Annotated in this window: 16 protein-coding genes and 1 pseudogene; 14 read left to right on the top strand and 3 right to left on the bottom strand. The window is 63.5% G+C overall.

Features of this window, described 5'->3' with window-relative positions; all coding sequences use genetic code 11:
* Nucleotides 1–11 precede the first annotated feature (11 nt).
* The 5 genes from NKH98_RS12705 to NKH98_RS12685 all read left to right on the top strand — a co-directional run bounded on the left by NKH98_RS12705 (nt 12) and on the right by NKH98_RS12685 (nt 4,929).
* Nucleotides 12–671, top strand: a complete 660-nt coding sequence (locus NKH98_RS12705; protein WP_023674176.1) for a GntR family transcriptional regulator — start codon at nt 12–14, stop codon at nt 669–671.
* A 62-nt stretch (nt 672–733) separates the two neighbouring features.
* Nucleotides 734–2,071, top strand: coding sequence for an extracellular solute-binding protein (locus NKH98_RS12700; protein ID WP_352898856.1), 1,338 nt, complete (start codon nt 734–736; stop codon nt 2,069–2,071).
* Nucleotides 2,071–3,009 (top strand): carbohydrate ABC transporter permease, encoded by a 939-nt coding sequence (locus NKH98_RS12695; protein ID WP_352898853.1) that lies wholly within the window; start codon nt 2,071–2,073, stop codon nt 3,007–3,009. The genes NKH98_RS12700 and NKH98_RS12695 overlap by 1 nt, the downstream gene beginning before the upstream one ends.
* On the top strand, nt 3,010–3,831 hold the full coding sequence (locus NKH98_RS12690) for a carbohydrate ABC transporter permease (protein WP_023674179.1): 822 nt from the start codon (nt 3,010–3,012) through the stop codon (nt 3,829–3,831).
* Nucleotides 3,832–3,870: 39 nt separating this feature from the next.
* Nucleotides 3,871–4,929, top strand: coding sequence for an ABC transporter ATP-binding protein (locus NKH98_RS12685; RefSeq protein WP_352898850.1), 1,059 nt, complete (start codon nt 3,871–3,873; stop codon nt 4,927–4,929).
* 30 nt (nt 4,930–4,959) lie between these two features.
* Here NKH98_RS12685 and NKH98_RS12680 read toward each other — a convergent pair whose 3' ends face one another.
* Nucleotides 4,960–6,033 (bottom strand): Gfo/Idh/MocA family protein, encoded by a 1,074-nt coding sequence (locus NKH98_RS12680; RefSeq protein WP_502894249.1) that lies wholly within the window; start codon nt 6,031–6,033, stop codon nt 4,960–4,962.
* A 60-nt stretch (nt 6,034–6,093) separates the two neighbouring features.
* The gene (locus NKH98_RS12675; RefSeq protein WP_352898844.1) at nt 6,094–6,831 is read right to left on the bottom strand and encodes a GntR family transcriptional regulator; all 738 of its coding nucleotides are present in this window, start codon (nt 6,829–6,831) and stop codon (nt 6,094–6,096) included.
* 136 nt (nt 6,832–6,967) lie between these two features.
* On the opposite strand from NKH98_RS12675, the gene NKH98_RS12670 reads away from it, so the two are divergent.
* Both NKH98_RS12670 and NKH98_RS12665 read left to right on the top strand, forming a co-directional pair.
* Nucleotides 6,968–8,125, top strand: coding sequence for an LLM class flavin-dependent oxidoreductase (locus NKH98_RS12670; RefSeq protein ID WP_352898841.1), 1,158 nt, complete (start codon nt 6,968–6,970; stop codon nt 8,123–8,125).
* Complete coding sequence (locus tag NKH98_RS12665; RefSeq protein ID WP_352898838.1) at nt 8,125–8,607, top strand: flavin reductase family protein; 483 nt, start codon at nt 8,125–8,127, stop codon at nt 8,605–8,607. Before NKH98_RS12670 ends, NKH98_RS12665 begins: the two co-directional genes overlap by 1 nt.
* On the opposite strand, the gene NKH98_RS12660 is transcribed toward NKH98_RS12665, so the two are convergent.
* Nucleotides 8,592–9,659, bottom strand: coding sequence for a LacI family DNA-binding transcriptional regulator (locus NKH98_RS12660; RefSeq protein WP_352807644.1), 1,068 nt, complete (start codon nt 9,657–9,659; stop codon nt 8,592–8,594). The two genes, NKH98_RS12665 and NKH98_RS12660, sit on opposite strands and share 16 nt — an antisense overlap.
* Before the next feature lie 111 nt (nt 9,660–9,770).
* Between NKH98_RS12660 and bglB the strand changes: the two genes are divergently transcribed.
* The 7 genes and pseudogenes from bglB to NKH98_RS12625 all read left to right on the top strand — a co-directional run bounded on the left by bglB (nt 9,771) and on the right by NKH98_RS12625 (nt 18,736).
* Nucleotides 9,771–10,871: a beta-galactosidase BglB gene (gene bglB, locus NKH98_RS12655; RefSeq protein WP_352898835.1), complete on the top strand. Its 1,101-nt coding sequence runs from the start codon at nt 9,771–9,773 to the stop codon at nt 10,869–10,871.
* On the top strand, nt 10,868–11,701 hold the full coding sequence (kduI, locus tag NKH98_RS12650) for a 5-dehydro-4-deoxy-D-glucuronate isomerase (RefSeq protein ID WP_352898832.1): 834 nt from the start codon (nt 10,868–10,870) through the stop codon (nt 11,699–11,701). The genes bglB and kduI overlap by 4 nt, the downstream gene beginning before the upstream one ends.
* The gene (locus NKH98_RS12645; protein WP_352898829.1) at nt 11,698–14,217 is read left to right on the top strand and encodes a hypothetical protein; all 2,520 of its coding nucleotides are present in this window, start codon (nt 11,698–11,700) and stop codon (nt 14,215–14,217) included. The genes kduI and NKH98_RS12645 overlap by 4 nt, the downstream gene beginning before the upstream one ends.
* Nucleotides 14,218–14,304: 87 nt before the next feature.
* A pseudogene (locus NKH98_RS12640) lies at nt 14,305–15,572 on the top strand (ABC transporter substrate-binding protein).
* Entirely contained in the window at nt 15,569–16,591 is a 1,023-nt protein-coding gene (locus NKH98_RS12635) for a carbohydrate ABC transporter permease (RefSeq protein WP_502894241.1), read from the top strand. Before NKH98_RS12640 ends, NKH98_RS12635 begins: the two are co-directional and overlap by 4 nt.
* Nucleotides 16,588–17,640: a carbohydrate ABC transporter permease gene (locus NKH98_RS12630; protein ID WP_352898827.1), complete on the top strand. Its 1,053-nt coding sequence runs from the start codon at nt 16,588–16,590 to the stop codon at nt 17,638–17,640. Before NKH98_RS12635 ends, NKH98_RS12630 begins: the two co-directional genes overlap by 4 nt.
* Nucleotides 17,641–17,647: 7 nt before the next feature.
* Nucleotides 17,648–18,736 (top strand): ABC transporter ATP-binding protein, encoded by a 1,089-nt coding sequence (locus tag NKH98_RS12625; RefSeq protein WP_352898825.1) that lies wholly within the window; start codon nt 17,648–17,650, stop codon nt 18,734–18,736.
* Nucleotides 18,737–18,827: the final 91 nt, after the last annotated feature.

Here is an 18,827-nt window from a genome sequence, read left to right as displayed (position 1 = left end):
AGCGAGCTGAAGTGGAAGACGGCAGCGAACCGATTACTCTCCGGGAGAAAGCCTATGCCAGCTTCACGCGGCATTTGCTGGCCCGTGATCTGCGGCCGGGGCAGTTCGTGTCACAGCGCGAACTGGTCGCTTTCACCGGACTGCCGCTGGGTGCCATTCGCGAGATCGTGCCGCGTCTCGAGGCTGAGGGACTGCTGACCACCATCCCGCAGCGCGGCATGCAGATCGCGCATATCGACATCAATCTGATCCGCGAGGCGTTTCAATTTCGGTTGTTCATGGAACGCGAGGCAGTGGCGCTATTCACGACCAGCGCTTCTGATGCCGAACTTGCCCGCATGCGGCGCGAACATGAGGAGATGCTGGCTCAAGCTCTGGGACAGGCGCCGACGCCGGAAATGGAAGCCAAGGCCCAGAACATCGACTGGGCAATGCACGACACCTTCATCAATGCGCTCGGCAACGAGATTATCGCCAAGGCCTATCTGGTCAACTCGGTGAAAATCCGGCTGATCCATCAGGAGCGTTTCCGCATCGACGGACGTGTGGTGCCGGTGATGCGCGAACATTTGGCGGTCATCGAAGCCATGGAGAGCCGCAATCCGCAAAAGGCGGTTGAAGCGATCAGTCTGCATATCGACAATGCGCGCCGGCTGGCGCTCCAGATCTGAGGAAATATAGCCGCGCCGCGGGTTCGCGGCGCACCCACAACGACAGCAACCGGGAGGAAGAAATGTCGTCCAATCTGTTCAACCCAACCAGGAGGCAACTCCTTGCCGGAACCGCAGCGCTAACCGCTGCCGGCCTTGTGGGGCTTCGCCCCGGCTTTGCCGCAGGCGTCGACTGGAAACGCTTTGCCGGGACGACGCTTGACGTCAATCTGGTGAAAAGCCCGCGCAGCGACACCATCCTGAAATATCTTGCCGAGTTCGAGGAACTGACCGGCATCAAGGTCAATGCCGAGGCGACGCCCGAGCAGCAGCAGCGCCAGAAGACGGTGATCGAGTTGAGCTCGGGCAAGCCGAGCTTCGATGTCGTGCATCTGAGCTACCACGTGCAGAAGCGCCAGTTCGAGAAGGGCGGCTGGCTGGCCGACATCGCCGGCTATCTCGCCGACCCGTCGCTCACCGATCCGGCGCTGGTCGAAAGCGACTTCGCCGAAGCCGGCATGCTGTTTGCCAAGGACGGCCAGGGCGTGCTGCGCTCGCTACCCTTCTCGGTGGACTACTGGATCCTCTACTGGAACAAGGAGCTGTTCGAGGCCAAGGGCCTCAAATACCCCGAGACCTTCGAGCAACTGGTGGCCGCCGCCGAAGCGCTGACCGACCCCTCGACCAATACATACGGCTTCGTCGCCCGCGGGCTCAAGAACGCAAACACGCCGGTGTGGACGTCGCTGATGCTCGGCTACGACATGACGCCGCTCGATGACAAGGGCACGCTGCGCACCGAGGCTCCCGAGGCGGTCGAGGCTGCCGCGCTCTATCAAAGATTGATGACCAAGTCCGCCCCTCCGGGCGTCACGGGGTTCAATTGGGCCGAAGCACAGTCTGCCTTCCTGCAGGGAAAGATCGGCATGTGGTTTGACGGTGTGGGTTTTGCCCCGCCGATGGAAAACCCGGAAAAGTCGCGGGTAGTCGGTAAGGTCGGTTATGGCGTCATGCCCAAGGGTCCCAAGGCGCATGCCTCGGGCACCTTCGGCGACGGGATTGGCGTTACCGCCGCCAGCGAGAAGAAGGAAGCTGCCTATCTGTTCTGCCAGTGGGCGGTATCGCCAGCCATGAGTGCACGGCTGTTGCAGGCCGGCGCCGGTGTTCCGTTCCGCAAATCCGTGCTGGAGGATCCCAAGGTGCGCGAAGGCGTCACCATGCCGGCAAGCTGGCTCGATGCCGTGGTCGGCTCGGGCAATATCAGCCGGCTGGCGCTGCCGGTCATCATCCCCGTCACCGAATTCCGCGACATCTATGGCGTGGCGCTGACCAACATGATTGCCGGCGCCGATCCCGCCGCGGAGCTGAAGAAGGCCACCGAGCAGTTCCAGCCGGTTCTCGACAGGAGCGAGCAGGGCTGATGTCGGCCACCACCCCAGAACAGACCGGGGTGACGATTCCGGTTATCGACGGGAGCCAGACCATCCGGCTGGCTCCCAACTACTGGCCTTTCGTTGTCCCCGCACTCGTCGTCGTCGGCGCCGTCATCGTCTTCCCCTGGGCTTTCACCCTGTGGATGAGCGTCAACCGTTGGACGCTCGGCCAGTCGCGGAGCTTTGCCGGGATGGAAAACTATTTGCGCCTGGCCAGCGACCCACGTTTCTGGGAATCCCTTGTTCATACGTTGACCTACACCTTCCTCTCGGTTGCAGCGCCGATGCTGCTGGGCACTCTGGCCGCCCTGATTTTCGACGCCAGGTTTCCGCTGCGCGGCTTGCTGCGTGGCGTCTTCGTCATGCCGATGATGGCGACACCCGTTGCCGTGGCACTGGTTTGGACAATGATGTTCCATCCTCAGCTCGGCGTGCTCAACTACCTGCTGTCGCTGGTCGGCATCCCGGCTCAGGAATGGATATTCAACGCCAACACGGTCATCCCGTCGCTGGTTGCGGTCGAGACCTGGCAGTGGACGCCGCTGGTCATGCTGATCGTGCTCGGCGGGCTGGCCTCGGTGCCGCGCGAGCCCTTCGAAAGCGCCGAGATCGACGGCGCCAATGCCTGGCAGCAATTCCGCTATCTCACTCTGCCGATGATCGCGCCGTTCCTGATGATCGCGGTCATCATCCGCACCATCGATGCGTTGAAGAGCTTCGACATCATCTACGCGATGACCCAGGGCGGCCCGGGCACGGCGTCGGAGACCATCAACATCTATCTCTACAACACCGCCTTCTCCTACTACGATATCGGCTACGGTTCGGCCATGGCCGTGGTGTTCTTCATCGTCATCGTGGCCCTGTCTTTTGTCCTGCTGATGCTGCGCCAACGCTCGCAGTGGATCGATACGGAGGGCAAATAGATGAGTTCACGGCTGCTCAACCAGATCGGTCTGTTTTTCGCTGCCCTGGTTTTCGTCTCGCCGGCGATCCTGTTCTTCCTCTGGATGATCTCGTTGTCGCTGAAATTCGAAATCGATAACGGTGCCTATCCGCCGATCCTGATCCCCGAACGTTTCGCCTGGTCGAACTATGTGAAAGTGTTCGAGGAGAACAATTTCCTGCTGTATCTCTGGAATTCGGTTCTGGTCACCGGCACGGCGACCTTGCTGGCGCTGTTGATCGGCGTACCGGCCGGTTATGGCATTGCACGGCTCAAGGCTGAACGATCGGCGGTCGTCATCATGATCGCCCGCATGACGCCCGGACTATCCTATCTCATCCCGCTGTTTCTGCTGTTCCAATGGATCGGGATCCTCGGCACGCTCTGGCCGCAGATCATCATCCATCTGGTGGTGACGGTGCCGATCGTGGTCTGGGTGATGATCGGCTATTTCGAGACCACGCCGATGGAACTGGAGGAGGCGGCCAACATCGACGGCGCCAGCTCCTGGCAGGTTTTCCGGCTGGTTGCCCTGCCCATCGCCAAGCCGGGCATCGTCGTCGCCTTCATCCTGTCCGTTATCTTCTCGTGGAATAATTTCGTCTTCGGTGTGGTGCTCGCCAGCCGTGAGACGCGCACACTCCCGGTCGCCGTCTACAACATGCTGTCCTACGAGCAGGTCAGCTGGGGGCCGCTCGCCGCGGCGGCGCTGGTGGTGACGCTGCCGGTTCTGATCCTGACCATGTTCGCGCAAAGGCAGATCGTCGCGGGGCTGACCGCCGGCGCCGTCAAGGGCGGCTGAGGGCGCGTCCTGACATCACTCTTTTCCAGGAAAGATCCAATGGCATCGGTAACAATCAACAACGTGCAGAAGGCCTTCGGGGCCACCAAAATCATTCACGATGTCACCGTTGACATCGCCGACGGCGAATTCGTCATCCTGGTCGGTCCGTCGGGATGCGGAAAATCGACGCTGCTGCGCATGATCGCAGGCCTTGAAACGATCTCCGGCGGAAAGATCGCCATCGGCGAACGCATGGTCAACAATCTGCGCGCGCGGGACCGGAACATCGCCATGGTGTTCCAGAATTATGCGCTCTATCCGCATATGACTGTTGCCGACAATATGGGCTTTGCCCTCAAGATCAAGAAAGCCGATCCGGCCGACACCGCTGGCCGGGTCCGGAAGGCAGCCGGCATTCTTGGCCTGGAAAAGTTGCTTGACCGCTATCCGCGCCAGCTTTCTGGCGGCCAGCGTCAGCGCGTTGCCATGGGTCGCGCGATCGTACGCGACCCACAGGTCTTCCTGTTCGACGAGCCGCTCTCCAACCTCGATGCCAAATTGCGCGTCCAGATGCGCGGCGAGATCAAGGCCCTGCACCAGCGGCTGGGTACTACGACGATCTATGTCACGCACGACCAGATCGAGGCCATGACCATGGCCGACAAGATCGTCGTGCTGCATGACGGCCTGGTCGAGCAGATCGGCGCGCCGCTGGACCTCTACGACCATCCGGCCAATCTCTTCGTTGCCGGCTTCATCGGCTCGCCCGCCATGAACTTCATTGCCGGCCGCATTGAGGAGGGCGTGTTCCGCAGCGCCGGCGGGTTGATCCTGCCGTTACCGGAAGGCGCCCAGCCGGCGGATGCCGCAGGACGCGAACTCGTCTACGGCATTCGACCGGAACATATCCGGGCAACCGGGCAGGGCGTGCCGGGCACGATCACGCTTCTCGAGGCGACCGGCTCGGAAATCTTCGCCAGGGTCGACTGCTCCGGTGAAGAAATCTCCTGCCTCTTCCGAGAAAGGCTTGCGCTCAAGCAAGGCGAAGGGGTGCGGATCGAAATCGACCGCGCATGTGCACATCTGTTCGACGCAGCAACCGGTCGGCGCATCTGACCCGATGGTTTGGTGAATGCGTGGTTGGCCTTAGGTCGGCAATGCGAATTCACCGGCGAGTTCGATGGCGCGGCCTTCGCGGGCCGATCTCTCGGCGGCGAGGCCCATGACGACAGCCCACCAGCCGTCTCGCAAGGTCACTTCCACTTTGCCTTGTCCGCGCACCGCAGCGGTGAAGCGAGCGTGCTCGAAAAAGGTCGAACCGTTATGGTCGCCTGCCTCGAGCAGCCGGGGGTCGACGGGAATCTCCAGCAGTCGTGGTCCAGGCGGATTGCGCGGGCTGACGATCAACTGGGGCACTGGCGCAGGGCCAAGGTGGGTCGGCCAGAAACGGCCTGGTCCGGGCACCAGACATTCGATCTTTCCGTCGCCGCCGACAGCGCAGAGTTCCTCCTGGTAGCGGCTGCCCTCGGCAAACATGCACAGTTCCAGCATGGCGCGCGCGCCGCTCGCGAAATCAACCAGCACATAGCCATGGTCAAGGATATCCGGCCTCTCACCGTCATAGCGTTCGTCGAGATGGTTTACGGCCTGTCCAGCGCTCGCCATCACGCGGACGGGGTCGGATTCGAGGATCAGCCGCATCAGGTCGAAGAAGTGGCAGCATTTCTCGACGAACGTGCCGCCGGTGTTGCGGTTGAAGCGGTTCCAGTCGCCGACTTTGGCCAGAAACGGGAAGCGGTGCTCGCGGACCGTCAGCATGTGGATGCCGCCGGTGGCGTGGCGCGCCTGCTCGACGAATGCGGCGACGGGCGGCATATAGCGGTATTCCATGGCCACCCAGACGAGCGGAAGCCGAGCTTTCAACGCCGCGATCCGCCCCTCGTCGGCGGCCGCGGTGAAGAGCGGCTTTTCCACCAGCACCGGCAGTGGTCGAAGTGCGGCGATCTCCTCCATCTGACTGAGGTGATGGTGGTTGGGGCTGGCAATCAAGATGCAGTCCACCTCGTCCATCGCCAGCAGCTCGGCGATCGATGCCGCCGATCGCGCGCCCGACGCCGCCGCCAGTGACGCCACCAACATGCCGGGGTCCGGCTCGAAGATCGCGGCCACATGCGCGTCGGGCAACAGAGCGATGTTGCGGATATGCTCGCGGCCCATCATGCCGCAGCCGATGATGCCGTAGCCGATCGATGATCTGGTCACGCTGCGTCTTGCTCCGGCCTATCTGAAACGTGTGACGTACCGCGCCGCGCCCGGATCGAACCAGCTGCGGGAATATTCCGCGCTGGCGCCGTCGCCAGCCCAGGCGATACGTTCTATGAGACCCACGACCGTCCCCGGCGGTGGCCTGAACTCGAGCGGGGCCCAGTCCGGCACAGGCGCGACGGCGACATGGTCTTCGGCGCGAACGATCGAAAAGCCGAGCGCGAGCCTGTAGTGGAGATAGAGGGATTCCGACAGGTCCTCGCGCTTGAGCTTCTCGGCGCGGCTGACGTCCAGCCAGATCTCCTCGACCGCGGCCGGCTCTCCGTCGAGCCGCCGCAGCCGGCGTATACGATGGGCTTCGCCGGCGCTGCCGAATTGCGGCAGGTCGGCTGGCTTGGGCAGTCGCTCGACGGATAGCACGTCGGCGCTCGGCAGGCCGCCGCCACCGATACGCTCCAGGCGAAAGAAAGCATAGATCCCGAGCAAGTCGCCGCGCGCCCGCACATAGTTACCCGAGCCCTGGATGCGGTCGAGAAGGCCCTTTTCGGTCAAATCTGCCAGCGCCCGCCTGAGCGTGCCGACGGCAATCCCGAGGCTCGCCGCCATCGCGCGCTCGGGCGGCAGCCGCGCCCCGTCGGCCAGCCGTCCGGCCGCGATTTCGCGGATCAGCATTTCGCTGGTCTGCAAGTGCACAGGCAGGGGGCCGCGCATCTGGCTGGATCGGTGGCCGGGGTCCGCCCTTGTCAAATGCATCCGGTGTTTCCAATCGCATCCCGGTTTCGGGTTTGGCTCCAAAATTGATACAGTATTGATCTACACTAAAACGAATGCTACGCAAGCCCCTGAGGTCATTGAAGAGTGGCCCGGACGTCTTTTCTGAAGAGTGGCAATGAGCATCGTCCCAATCACTTCGCCGGATCTCGAAGCTGCCGAAGTCTCGTGGTTCGCCGCACTCTGCTCGGACGACTATCGATATCTCGGCGTTCCGGACGGCGCGCTGCGCTCGAGCTGGGCGCATTGCTCCGAGATCGTGAAGACGTCCGAGGAACTCGGTTTCCGCAACATCTTGTGTCCGTCGTCCTATCAGGTCGGCCAGGACACGCTGAGCTTCGTAGCCGGCTGTGCGCCGATCACGTCGAAGATCAATCTGCTCGCCGCTGTGCGCTGCGGCGAGATGCAGCCAATTATGCTGGCGCGCACGATTGCGACGCTGGATCACATGCTGGAAGGCCGGCTGACGGTAAACATCATTTCGTCGGACTTTCCGGGCGAGACGGCCAACAGCGCCTACCGCTATCAGCGTTCCCGCGAGGTGGTGCAGATACTGCGCCAGGCCTGGACCAGAGACAGCATCGATTTCGAGGGCGAGGTCTATCGTTTCAAGGGGCTCTCGACGGCACCGGCGAAGCCCTATCAGCAAAATGGCGGTCCGCTGCTCTATTTCGGCGGTTATTCGCCCGACGCACTCGAGCTTTGCGCCGAACAGTGCGACGTCTACCTGATGTGGCCTGAAACCAGGGTGGAACTTGCCGGCCGCATGAAAGCCGTCCACGAACGCGCCCAGCGCCATGGGCGGACGCTCGACTACGGCCTGCGCGTCCACATGATCGTGCGCGACACCGAGGCCGAGGCAAAGGAATATGCCCGGGAGCTGGTTTCGAAGCTGGACGACGAGCAGGGCAGGGCGATCCGCGAGCGCGCGCTCGACGCCCGATCGCTCGGCGTATCGCACCAGGCCAGGAACCGCCAGATCGCTGATGCCGAAGGCTATGTCGAGCCGCATCTGTGGACGGGCGTCGGGCGAGCGCGCTCTGGCTGCGGCGCGGCGCTGGTGGGCTCGACCGATCAGGTTCTGTCGGAAATCGAGGCGTATATGAAGATGGGGATCCGCGCCTTCATCTTTTCCGGCTACCCGCATCTCGACGAGGCGCGCCATTTCGGCACCAAGGTGCTGCCCGAGCTCAAGACATGCTCGCTCCCGCACGCCTATGGCCGGGTGCCGGAACGGATCCCGGCGACACCACTGGGAACGGGGGAGCGCCGCTGATGGAGCATGTCGTGTGCGATCCACGCCTTTTGCGCAATGCCTTCGGGCGCTTCGCCACCGGCGTAACGGTCGTCACCACTGGCACGGCCGACGGTCCGGTCGCAATCACCGCCAACAGCTTCTCATCCGTGTCGCTCGACCCGCCGCTGGTGCTCTGGTCAATCGGCCGCCACTCGCGCCGGTTCGGAGCCTTCGCTAATTCCGCGCACTACGCCATTCACGTGCTGGCGGAAGATCAGATCGATCTGTGCTGGCGTTTTTCGAAGTCGGGCACGGACTTTGCCGATCTTGACCTGTCGTGGAGCGAGCACGGCGTGCCATTGCTGCCGCGCGCGCTGGCGCGGTTCGAATGCAGCGTCGCCGACCGTTTCCCGGCTGGCGACCATATGATCCTGCTTGGACGTGTCCTTGAACTGGAGACGCAAGAGGGTTTGCCGCTGCTCTTTGCTGGCGGCAAGTCGCGCGCTCAAGAGGCCAGTTGATGACCGCCGGCGCCGCTCCGGGCTGGTGCCGTCGACTGGCGCACCACGAGATTGCAGGCAAGCTCGACGCGGCGCGGCGGCGACCCCGAATGGGCCATGTCGTCGAGCAGCAGGCTAAGTGCTGCCGATCCGATCTCGCGCATGGGAATGTGCATCGCCGTCAGCGGCGGGTTGCAGAAGGCAGCGAGCGGCAAGTCGTCCATACCGACCACGGATACATCGCCAGGCACCGAATATCCGGCCTCCTGGAGGCCGGCGATGGCACCAAACGCCAGGCTGTCGCCGGCTGTCAGCACGGCGGTGAAATCGAGGCCGCGGGCCGCGATGCGCTCGGTCACGGCTCTGTTCGCAAGTTCCGGCAGCCAGTCCTGCACCTCGACCACGAAGTCGTCGAAGCCGGCAATGCCGGCCGTGATCAGCGCGTCGCGCCAACCTTCATAGCGCCGCTCGATTGTGCGCCGGCCACGCCGCATCAGGAACAGGATGCGGCGGTGGCCAAGGCCGATCAGATGCTGCGCGGCAAGCATGGCGCCAGAGCGATTGCAGGGCGTCACGCTCGAATGGCGCATCGAGGGATCGTCGCCGTTGACGAGCACGATCGGCTTAGCGAAGCCGGCTGTCAGCGTCAGCACATCGTCATCGTCCAGCGTCAGAAACAGGCAACCGGCGACGCTGTCGTCGCGCTCGGATTCACGCAGCAGCGCGATTTCGTCCTCGGGCGCCGAAACCGGCCGGGTCACCAGTTCGACGCCCAGCAACCGGGCACGCTCGTTCAGTCCATCAAGGACATGGTAGGTGAACTGATTGCGGGCACTGTCCACCATTGCCACGCTGCTTGCGGCCAGGATGACCTTGCGCCCGGCAACCGAGGCGGGAATGGCGTAGTTCATCGACTTCGCTATTTCGATGATCCTGGTGCGAAGCTCATCCCTCACGCCGCCGACGCCGCTCAGCGCACGGGAGGCGGTGCTGACCGACACGCCGCAACGCGCCGCGATCTCTTCAAGTCGAATGCGGCGGCTGGGGCGGCCGCGCTTGCCCTGGATATTCATCCGCTCCGTCATCTCCAGCAAAGTCATCCGATTAATGCAAAAAATTTTCAGATTGCGCAAGAAAAATGGCTGTGAAACAGTTCTGATGAAGCGGGAGAAACGGGAGGAGTGATGCCGCTATCGGCCGAACGCCTGAATTCCGCGCTTGCCAGCCTCGTGGCGGGCATGACCGGCTTGCGTCATGACGGGCGGTTCCATGAGCCGAATCTCGACGGCACGCCGGGCGACTATGTCAGCTTCGACAGCTGGGAATGGCCGCAAGGCGTGGGGCTCTACGGGCTGGTTCGGCTGTGGGCGCAGACCGGCGACGATCGGCTGCTACAGACGATCGAGGCGTGGTACGATCGACGCATCGCTGCCGGTCTCCCGGCGATGAACGTCAACACCACCGCGCCTCTGCTGGCGCTAAGCGAATTGTGGCGACGCCGGCGCCAGCCGCGCTTCGAGCCGGTGCTGCGCGAATGGGCCGAGCAGGTAGTCACCGCCTTCCCGCGAACGCCCGAAGGCGGTTTCCAGCATGATGTTTCGGATCGGGTCAACGACGACGAATTGTGGGACGACACGCTGTTCATGGTGGCGCTGTTCCTCGCATCCTACGGCCAGGCTGCCGGCCAGCGCCGCTTCGTCGAGGAAGCGGAACGGCAATTCCTGGTTCACGCCCGTTATCTTGCCGATCCGGCATCAGGGCTGTGGTTCCACGGCTGGACGTTCGCGGGCCGGCACAATTTCGCCCGCGCGCTTTGGGCGAGAGGCAATGCCTGGATTACCGTCGGTATCCTGGAACTGGTGGAGTTCGCCGAAGTTGCGCCTTCGGTTCGGGCCTATCTGCTCGGCGTGCTGGAGACGCAGATCAACGCCCTGCTCGAAGTGCAGGCGAGTTCGGGCGCCTGGCACACTCTGCTCGACGACCCGACGTCTTACGAGGAGATTTCTGCCACGGCCGGCTTCGGCTACGGCTTAATGAAAGCCGCGCGGCTCGGAATCGGCTCGACAGAGTGCCGTGCCGCCGGCCTCCGCGCCTTGGAAGCCGTGGTGGCCAACATCGATGACAAAGGTGTGGTTGCGAACGTGTCCTATGGCACACGCATGGGCGCCGACCTGCAATTCTATCGCGATATACCCATCCATCCGACGGGCTACGGGCAGGCGCTGGCCATTCTGTGCCTGACCGAAGGGGCGCGGCATCTGCAGTCGAAGGTGGAGGCGGCATGATGCGGACGCTCTATGGCGTGTCGCCGGCCGATATTGCCGGCATGGACACGGACCGGCTGAGGGCCGAGTTCCTCGTCGACGGGTTGTTCCGGCCCGGCGCGATCGAATTCGTCTACACCCATGTCGACCGCATGATCGTCGGTGGCGCGGTGCCGCTGGCCAACCCGCTGGCATTCGGCAACGGGGCCGAAGTCGGCACCCCGCTCTTCTTTGACGCGCGCGAGATGGGTATCGCCAATCTCGGCGGCAATGGCGCGGTCGCGGTGGACGGCCGGCGCTTTCACGTCGCTAACCGCGACATCGTCTATGTCGGACGCGGAGCGCGTGAGGTGACGCTGGAGAGCGACGATCCGGAGAGGCCGGCACGCTTCTCCATGAACTCGGTGCCAGCCGGCGCCGATATTGCGCATCGGCTTATCGTCAGCAGCGAAGCCAAGCCGCTTGTGCTCGGCGATGAGGCCCGTACGAACAGGCGCACGCTGCGTATGTACATCCATCCCGAAGTGGCCCCGTCCTGCCTCTTGTTGATGGGGATCACCGACCTCGCGCCGGGCAGTGTGTGGAACACCATGCCGCCGCATCTGCATGAGCGGCGCATGGAAGCTTATTGCTACTTCGACCTCGCCGAGGCCGACCGTGTGGTCCATCTGATGGGCCGGCCTGACGAGACGCGCCACCTGATGGTCGCTGACGGCGACGTCGTCCTGTCGCCCGCCTGGTCTATCCATATGGGCGCCGGCACCGGCCCCTATGCTTTCGTCTGGGGCATGACTGGCGAGAACCAGGCCTATACCGATGTCGATCCAGTTGCCGTGAAGGATTTGCGATGAGCGAGGCCGCGCAAGGCGTTCGGACGGATTTTACGCTGCGCCGGCCGCTCACGGCGGGGCAGCCTATCGTCTATTGGCGGCTCGGGTCCATCGCCGGGCAGCGCTACGACGTGGCCGACCAGCCTATGCAAGGCGAGATGGATCCCTTCTTCTTCCTGACCAAGCACAAGAATTTCATTCCGCATGAATATCCGTGCCGCACGCAGTTCGCAGCGGAACGCCGCGGCAAGCGACCACAGGTCAGCGCCGAATTCGGCGCCGAGCGCATCTGGCTGCCCTTCGCCTCACCGCGCATCGACCTGTCGGGCTTCTGGTTTCGGCCGACGGTGCTTGGCACCTGGGCCGAGACCACCATTGAGGCGGCCTCGACTGGCGAGGCGCTGGTGCGGCTGCGCACATGCGGCGGCGCCTTACTCTTTGCCAATGGCGAGAAAGCCGGCTGGATGGCGCCCTACGGCCGCAATCTGGAAAGTGCCGAGCATTTCAAGATAGTGCTGAAGGCCGGCCGTAACGACATTCGCGTGTGGTTCGACGATCTCGCCGAGCGCGACGCCCGCTACTATTTCCAGCTCGACTATCTATCCGGTCCGGCTGCTTCGGTGGCACTGCCGATCGAAGTCGAGAGCGGCGTTGCCGATGCGATGGAAGCAGCCCTCGACGACATGCATTTCGAGCGTCCCGCCTATGACGGCGGCGAGGTGGCGCTCGTCACCGGCGTGGCCCTGCCGCGCGACGCGCAAGTCGAGGTCGAGATCGAAGGCGATTTCATGTCGATCGAGGCGCCGGTGCGCTTCGCCTTCGATCTGCCGGCGGGCCAGGCGCGGCTGGCGATCGCCGATACCGAGCAGCTGCCGGCCGACTTTCGCCATTTCAAGGTGACGCTGAAGGTCGCCGACCATGCCGTATCGCGTGTCTTCGGCGTCGAGATATGCCACGCGCGCCGTCAGGGCGATGCGCCGGAAACGCTTACCGCGCGTATAGATGAAGCCCTGCGCGAGGTCGCCGGTCACGCCGAGGCCGACACCGTGCGCGCGCTGGCGCGCCTGGCGATCGGACAGCAGGGCGCCGAGACCGACGCCATGATCGCCGGCACGCTGCCGGCGATCGAGGATTGTCACGATTGCGCCGACTTCATCCTGGTGCCGCTGCTGTGGTGCCGCACGGCCTATGGCGATCGGCTGGAAGCGAGCCTGCGTGCGCGCGTCGACAACGCCATCCTCGGCTATCGCTACTGGATGGACGAGCCCGGCAATGATGTACAGTGGTACTTCTCCGAGAACCACGCGCTGCTCTTCCACACCGCCGCCTATATTGCTGGGGGCCTGTTGCCTGATGTGCGGTTCGTGCGGTCGGGCCGCCTTGGCCGCGAACAGTCCGCGGTTGGAGCCGCGCGTGTACGCGCCTGGCTCGACCATTTCGAGGCATGGGAGATGGCCGAGTTCAACTCGGCGCCTTATTTCCCGATCGACCTCAAGGGCCTGTGCGCGCTCTACGCGCTGGCCCCTGACAAGGACATCGCCGAACGTGCCGGCAGGGCAATCGTACGCCTGCTTGAAATCGTCGCGCGCTCGGCGCACCGCGGCATCCTCACCGGGGCGCAGGGCCGCTCCTACGAGCACACGCTGCGCGCCGCGCGTTCCCTGGAATTGTCCGGCATCTGCCGCATGCTTTGGGGCAAGGGCAATTACGGCATGCGCTTTCACGCGCTGCCGCAGCTGGCACTCTGCCTGCGGGATCACGATTTGAGCGTTCCGGATGGGTTGGCTGCAATTGCTTCCCTCACCGACGATACGGCGTGGGAATGGACTTTTGCGCAGGGACAAGACCGCTTCGCGCGGCTCTACCACTACAAGACGCGCGACCATGCGATGGGCAGCGCCGCTGGCTTCCGCTGGAACCAATGGGGCTATCAGGAAACCGTCATTCACGCCCGGCTGGGCAAGAATCCGGATGCGCAGATCTGGATCAACCACCCCGGCGAAGTGCTGCAGTCGGGATATGGCAGACCATCATATTGGGGCGGCTCAGGCACTTTGCCCCGACTTCATCAATACCGCGACCTCGCCATAGTCAGCTTCTCCTGCTCGGATGAACAGCCCGACTTTACACACGCCTGGTTCCCCGCAAGTGCCTTCGATGCCGTGCAAGTGGGCGGCGATCGGGCGTTCGCGCAATCTGGCGACGCCTTCGTTATGCTGAAGACGGATGTTCCGCTCACGCAGGTCGTGGCCGGCCCGACCGCCGGCAACGAGTTGCGGGCGGCGGGACGCAGGACGACATGGATCGTCCGCCTCGGTGACCGGAATGCCAATCTGCCGGCGCTCGACGCCTGGGCGGGCGCCTTTGCCGGCCTGTCGGTGCGGTCGGGTCCCGACGGCGAGTTGACCGTCGAGGATCCGGAGTACGGCACGGTGCATTTCCTCGCCGACGCAAGGATTGTGGCTGAGGGACGTACACTCGATCCGGCCAATTGGACCGTGCGCGGCGAGGCGATGCGTATGAAGCAAAGAGAGTAGGGAGGAAATCGGCTGCGACGCTCAAGAGGAGAGGGCGTGGCGGCTTGAACCATCGGGGCGCCGCCCTGGTAAAGGAGGAGACGAAGCATGAATAAGACCCGCACTTTGCTGGCCGCGCTATCGGTCAGCCTGCTCGCATCGACCAGCGCGTTTGCCGGCGACGTGCGCATCATGTGGTATTCGGACGGTGTCGAGGGCGATGTCATCCAGGACATTCTGAACCGCTTCATGAAGGACAATCCCGACATCCACGTCACGCTCGACAACGTCGCCTACAAGGTGATCCAGGAGCAGCTGCCCATCCAGCTCGAAGCCGGCCAGGGGCCGGACATCGCCCGCGTCACGAACATCAAGGAGCTTGCCCAGCACTGGCTCGATCTCAGGCCCCTGGTGGCCGATCCGAAATATTGGGAGGCCAATTTCGCTGACACGCTGGACTGGATGCGCCCCGATGGCTCCAACGCCATCCCGGGTTTCATGACCCAGCTCACGCTCACCGGCGGCTTCGCCAACAAGACGCTGTTCGAACAGGCCGGCGTGCCGCTGCCCGGTGACAAGGCGACCTGGGACGACTGGATCGCCGCCGCCGCCGAGGTGGCGAAGAGCCAGCAGCTTCCGGCTGCCTTCGCCATCGACCGTTCCGGTCACCGCATTTCGGGTCCGAATGTCTCCTTCGGAGCGAACTATATCGGCCCCGATGGCATGCCGGCGAAAGTGGACGACGGCACCAAGGCGTTCGTCGGCAAGCTCGTCGACTGGACCGCCAAGGGCCTGATGCTGAAGGATACCTGGGTTTCAGCGGCAGGCTCGACCTATCGCGCGGCCGCCGACGACTTCATCAACGCCCAGATCCCATTCTACTATTCGGGCAGCTGGCAGGTCGCCAATCTGTCGACCAAGATCGGCGATAGTTTCGACTGGGTGGCAACCGGCTCGCCCTGCGGTACCGCAGGATGTTCGGGCGTGAAGGGCGGCGCGGCGCTGGTCGCCATCAAATACACTAAGAATCCCAAGGACGTCGCCAAGGTCATGGATTATCTGGCCCGTGAAGACGTGGTGAAAGAATTCAGCGAGCGCACGCTGTTCTGCCCGCGCACAAGGGCGTCGTAGACAAGGGCGGGCTGAAATGGGTCTCGGCCGACAAGAACGTCGGTCCGGCGCTCGACAAGTTCGTCAAGGCGGCGGGTGAAACCCTGCCGGCGGCCGATGCGCTGCCGCCGTGGAAGTGGGCCAACGCTTACTTCGCCGCGCTGGTGACGCGCGTCAGCCAGGTGATGGCCGGCGAACTCAGCCTCGACGATGCCTGGGGCAGGATCGACCAGGATATCGCCGACAAGGTTGCCGAGGCGAAGTGACCGCCGCCGCGACACTGAAGGCATGGACTGGCGCCGCGCTCGCGGCGCCGGTCGTCTGGCTGGCATCGATCGTCAACGTGCCGCTGAAGTTCTGGCAGCGCGCGACAGGCACCGGTGGCATGGCCGCGTTCTTCCTCGCCCCAAACATGGCGATCTTCGGCATTTTCGTCCTGGTGCCGATGATCATCAACTTCTTCTATTCGGCCACGTCGGGAACGGCCTATTTCCTGCAGGACCGAACCTATGTGGGGCTCGAGCAATACCAGCGCTTGCTCGATTGCGGCAACTACCTGGACACTGCCACTTGCCACGAGGATCTCTTCTGGAAGGCCGTGCACAATACGGGCCTGTTCGTCGTCGTGCAGGTGGCACTGATGACGGTCGTGTCGATGGCGACAGCGTTGATCCTCAACCGCGAGATCGTCGGGCGCAGCTTCTGGCGCGCGGTGTTCTTCTTTCCGGTGCTGCTGTCGCCGGTCGTCACCGGCCTGATCTGGCGTTGGATCCTGCAGCGCCAGGGCCTGCTCAACCTGATCGTCCATGATCTGGGCGGCGAGCCGCACAACTGGCTGACGGACCGTTTCTGGGCCTTCACCGCCGCCGTCAGCGTTTCGGTCTGGGCACATATGGGCTTTTACACGCTCATCCTGCTTGCCGGATTGCAGGCGATCCCGCGCGACCTTTACGAAGCGGCCGAGATGGACGGCACGAAGCCGGCGCGGGTGTTCTGGCGCATCACGCTGCCGCTGCTGATGCCGAATCTGCTTGTCGTCATCGTACTGACGCTGATCCGCGCTGTGCAGATCTTCGACGAAGTCTATGTGCTGACGGGTGGAGGGCCGGGAACTTCGACCCTCTATATCACGCAGTATATCTATGAGATCGGCTTCGCCTCCCTGTTGCGCAATCCGGGGCTGGCTTCGGCGGCTTCGATCCTGATGGGATTGGTGCTGGTCGTGCTCACCTTGGTTCAGCTGCAGGTCGGACGCCGGGGTGAGCGGAAAGGAGCCCGCGAATGAGCCGGGTCGTGACATTCCTGACCCGCCGGCGCGGCGGTCGCGGCTGGCACTGGACGGATATCGTGAGCTGGCTGTGGCTGCTCGGCGGCGTTGTCATCATGTTCGGTCCGGCCGTCTGGCTGGTGGGTTCGTCATTCAAGACGCCGGCACAGCTCGCCGAGTTCCCGCCGACCATAATGCCTTATGTCAGCCAACAGGCGAGGGTCGAAGGCTACGACAAACCGCTGACCCTCTACAAGGTGAAGCTGGCGGATGGTTCGACCAAGGTGCTGGCCGAGGTGCGGCGCATCGGCATCATGGCGCAGATGGTGGACCCGCAGGCGCCCAACGATGTCGTGAAGATCAACATCGCCGACCGGCAGCCGGTGCGCGAAATCGGCTTCGCGACGGAGAACTACACCGAGCCCTTCGTCCATTTCGACTTCCTGCGCTATCTGCGCAATTCGATTTTTGTGACGGCAATGGCGACGCTGATCACGCTGCTCACCAATTCGATGGCCGCCTTCGCCTTGTCGAAATACAAGTTCCGCGGTCGCGATCTGACGATGCTTGTTATCGTCGGTACGCTGATGGTGCCGCTGTCGGTCATCCTGGTGCCGCTCTATTCGGTGGTGGGCGCCGTTGGGCTGCTCGATTCGCTGTGGGGCGTGATCTTGCCGACCGTGGCGACGCCAACCGGCGTCTTCCTGCTGCGCCAATACATGCTGACCATCCCCGACGAGCTGCTCGATGCGGCTCGCATGGACAATGCTTCCGAATGGCAGATCTACTGGCGCATCGTATTGCCGCTTGCAGCACCGGCGCTCGCCGTGCTGGCGATCTTCTCGGTCGTCTGGCGCTGGAACGACTTTCTGTGGCCGCTGGTGGTGCTGTCGCGCAAGGAACTCTACACACTCCAGGTCGGCCTCAATACCTATGCCGGCCAGCTAAACGTGCAGTGGCACTACATCCTGGCGATGACCGTGGTGACGATGATCCCCGTCGTCCTCGTCTTCGTTTTCCTGCAGCGTTACATCACTTCCGGCATTGCCGGCACCGGGCTGAAGTGAGGATGTCATGGGACGGATAACGCTGACCAACATCGATCGCGCGTACGGCAAGATGAAGATCTTGCACGGCATCAACCTCGACGTCGGTGACGGCGAGATGCTGGTCCTCGTCGGCCCGTCGGGTTGCGGCAAGTCCACGTTGCTGCGGCTGATTGCCGGGCTCGATCGACCGACCGACGGCAAGATCGAGATCGACGGGGTCGACGTCACCAACGTTTCGGCCGCACAGCGCGGTCTGGCAATGGTGTTTCAGTCTTACGCGCTCTACCCGCACATGAGCGTGCGCCAGAACCTCGCCTTCGGCCTCGAAAACATCCGTATGCCCAAAGCCGAGATCGACGCGCGGATCACGGAAGCGACGCGCATGCTGGAAATCGCTCCCTATCTCGACCGCCGGCCCGGTCAACTGTCGGGCGGCCAGAAGCAGCGCGTGGCAATCGGCCGTGCGGTGGTGCGCAATCCGACCGCCTTTTTACTCGATGAACCGCTGTCCAACCTCGATGCCGAACTGCGTATCACCATGCGCGCTGAACTGGCGGGCCTGCACCGGCGGCTGGCAACCACGATGATCTACGTCACCCATGACCAGATCGAGGCGATGACGCTGGCGGACCGCATCGTGGTCATGCGCTCGGGGCGGATCGAACAGGTCGGCCGGCCACTCGATCTCTACAACGCGCCGGCCAACCTGTTCGTCGCCGGCTTCATCGGCGCGCCGCGGATGAACCTGCTGCCGGTGAAGGTGCGTTCGGCAAGCGCCGCCGAGGTGCGTGTCGAAGGTCCAGGCGGGCTCTCAGCCTCGATCGCGGCCGATGGGGTCGCGCTGAAACCGGGAGACGACGCGACGCTTGGCATCCGGCCACACGACATCCAACTTTCGAATGGCAGCAAGGGATCGGTGGAAGCGCGTGTAACGCTGGCCGAGGCGTTGGGACCGGAAACCGTTGTCCACGCCACCATTGCCGGCGGCACCAAACTGATCGCCGTTCTCCAGCAGCAGGGCGTTGAAACGCAAGGGCCGCCGATCAACCTCGCTCTGCCGCCGGAGCGCATGCATCTCTTCGATGCCGTCGGGCTGCGTGTCGCACCGCGTTAGCCTCACGCGAGGCCATCGTTAGGGGCCTCGTAGCGGCGATATCTCCGCGCAATACATGGATTTCCATGAGATGCAGCCGAGGCATGGCGGA

The organism is Mesorhizobium sp. M0833 (assembly GCF_040319905.1).
GTDB lineage: Bacteria > Pseudomonadota > Alphaproteobacteria > Rhizobiales > Rhizobiaceae > Mesorhizobium.
Note: the sequence above shows the minus strand (reverse complement) of the source record. Positions and strands in the feature narration are given on the sequence as shown.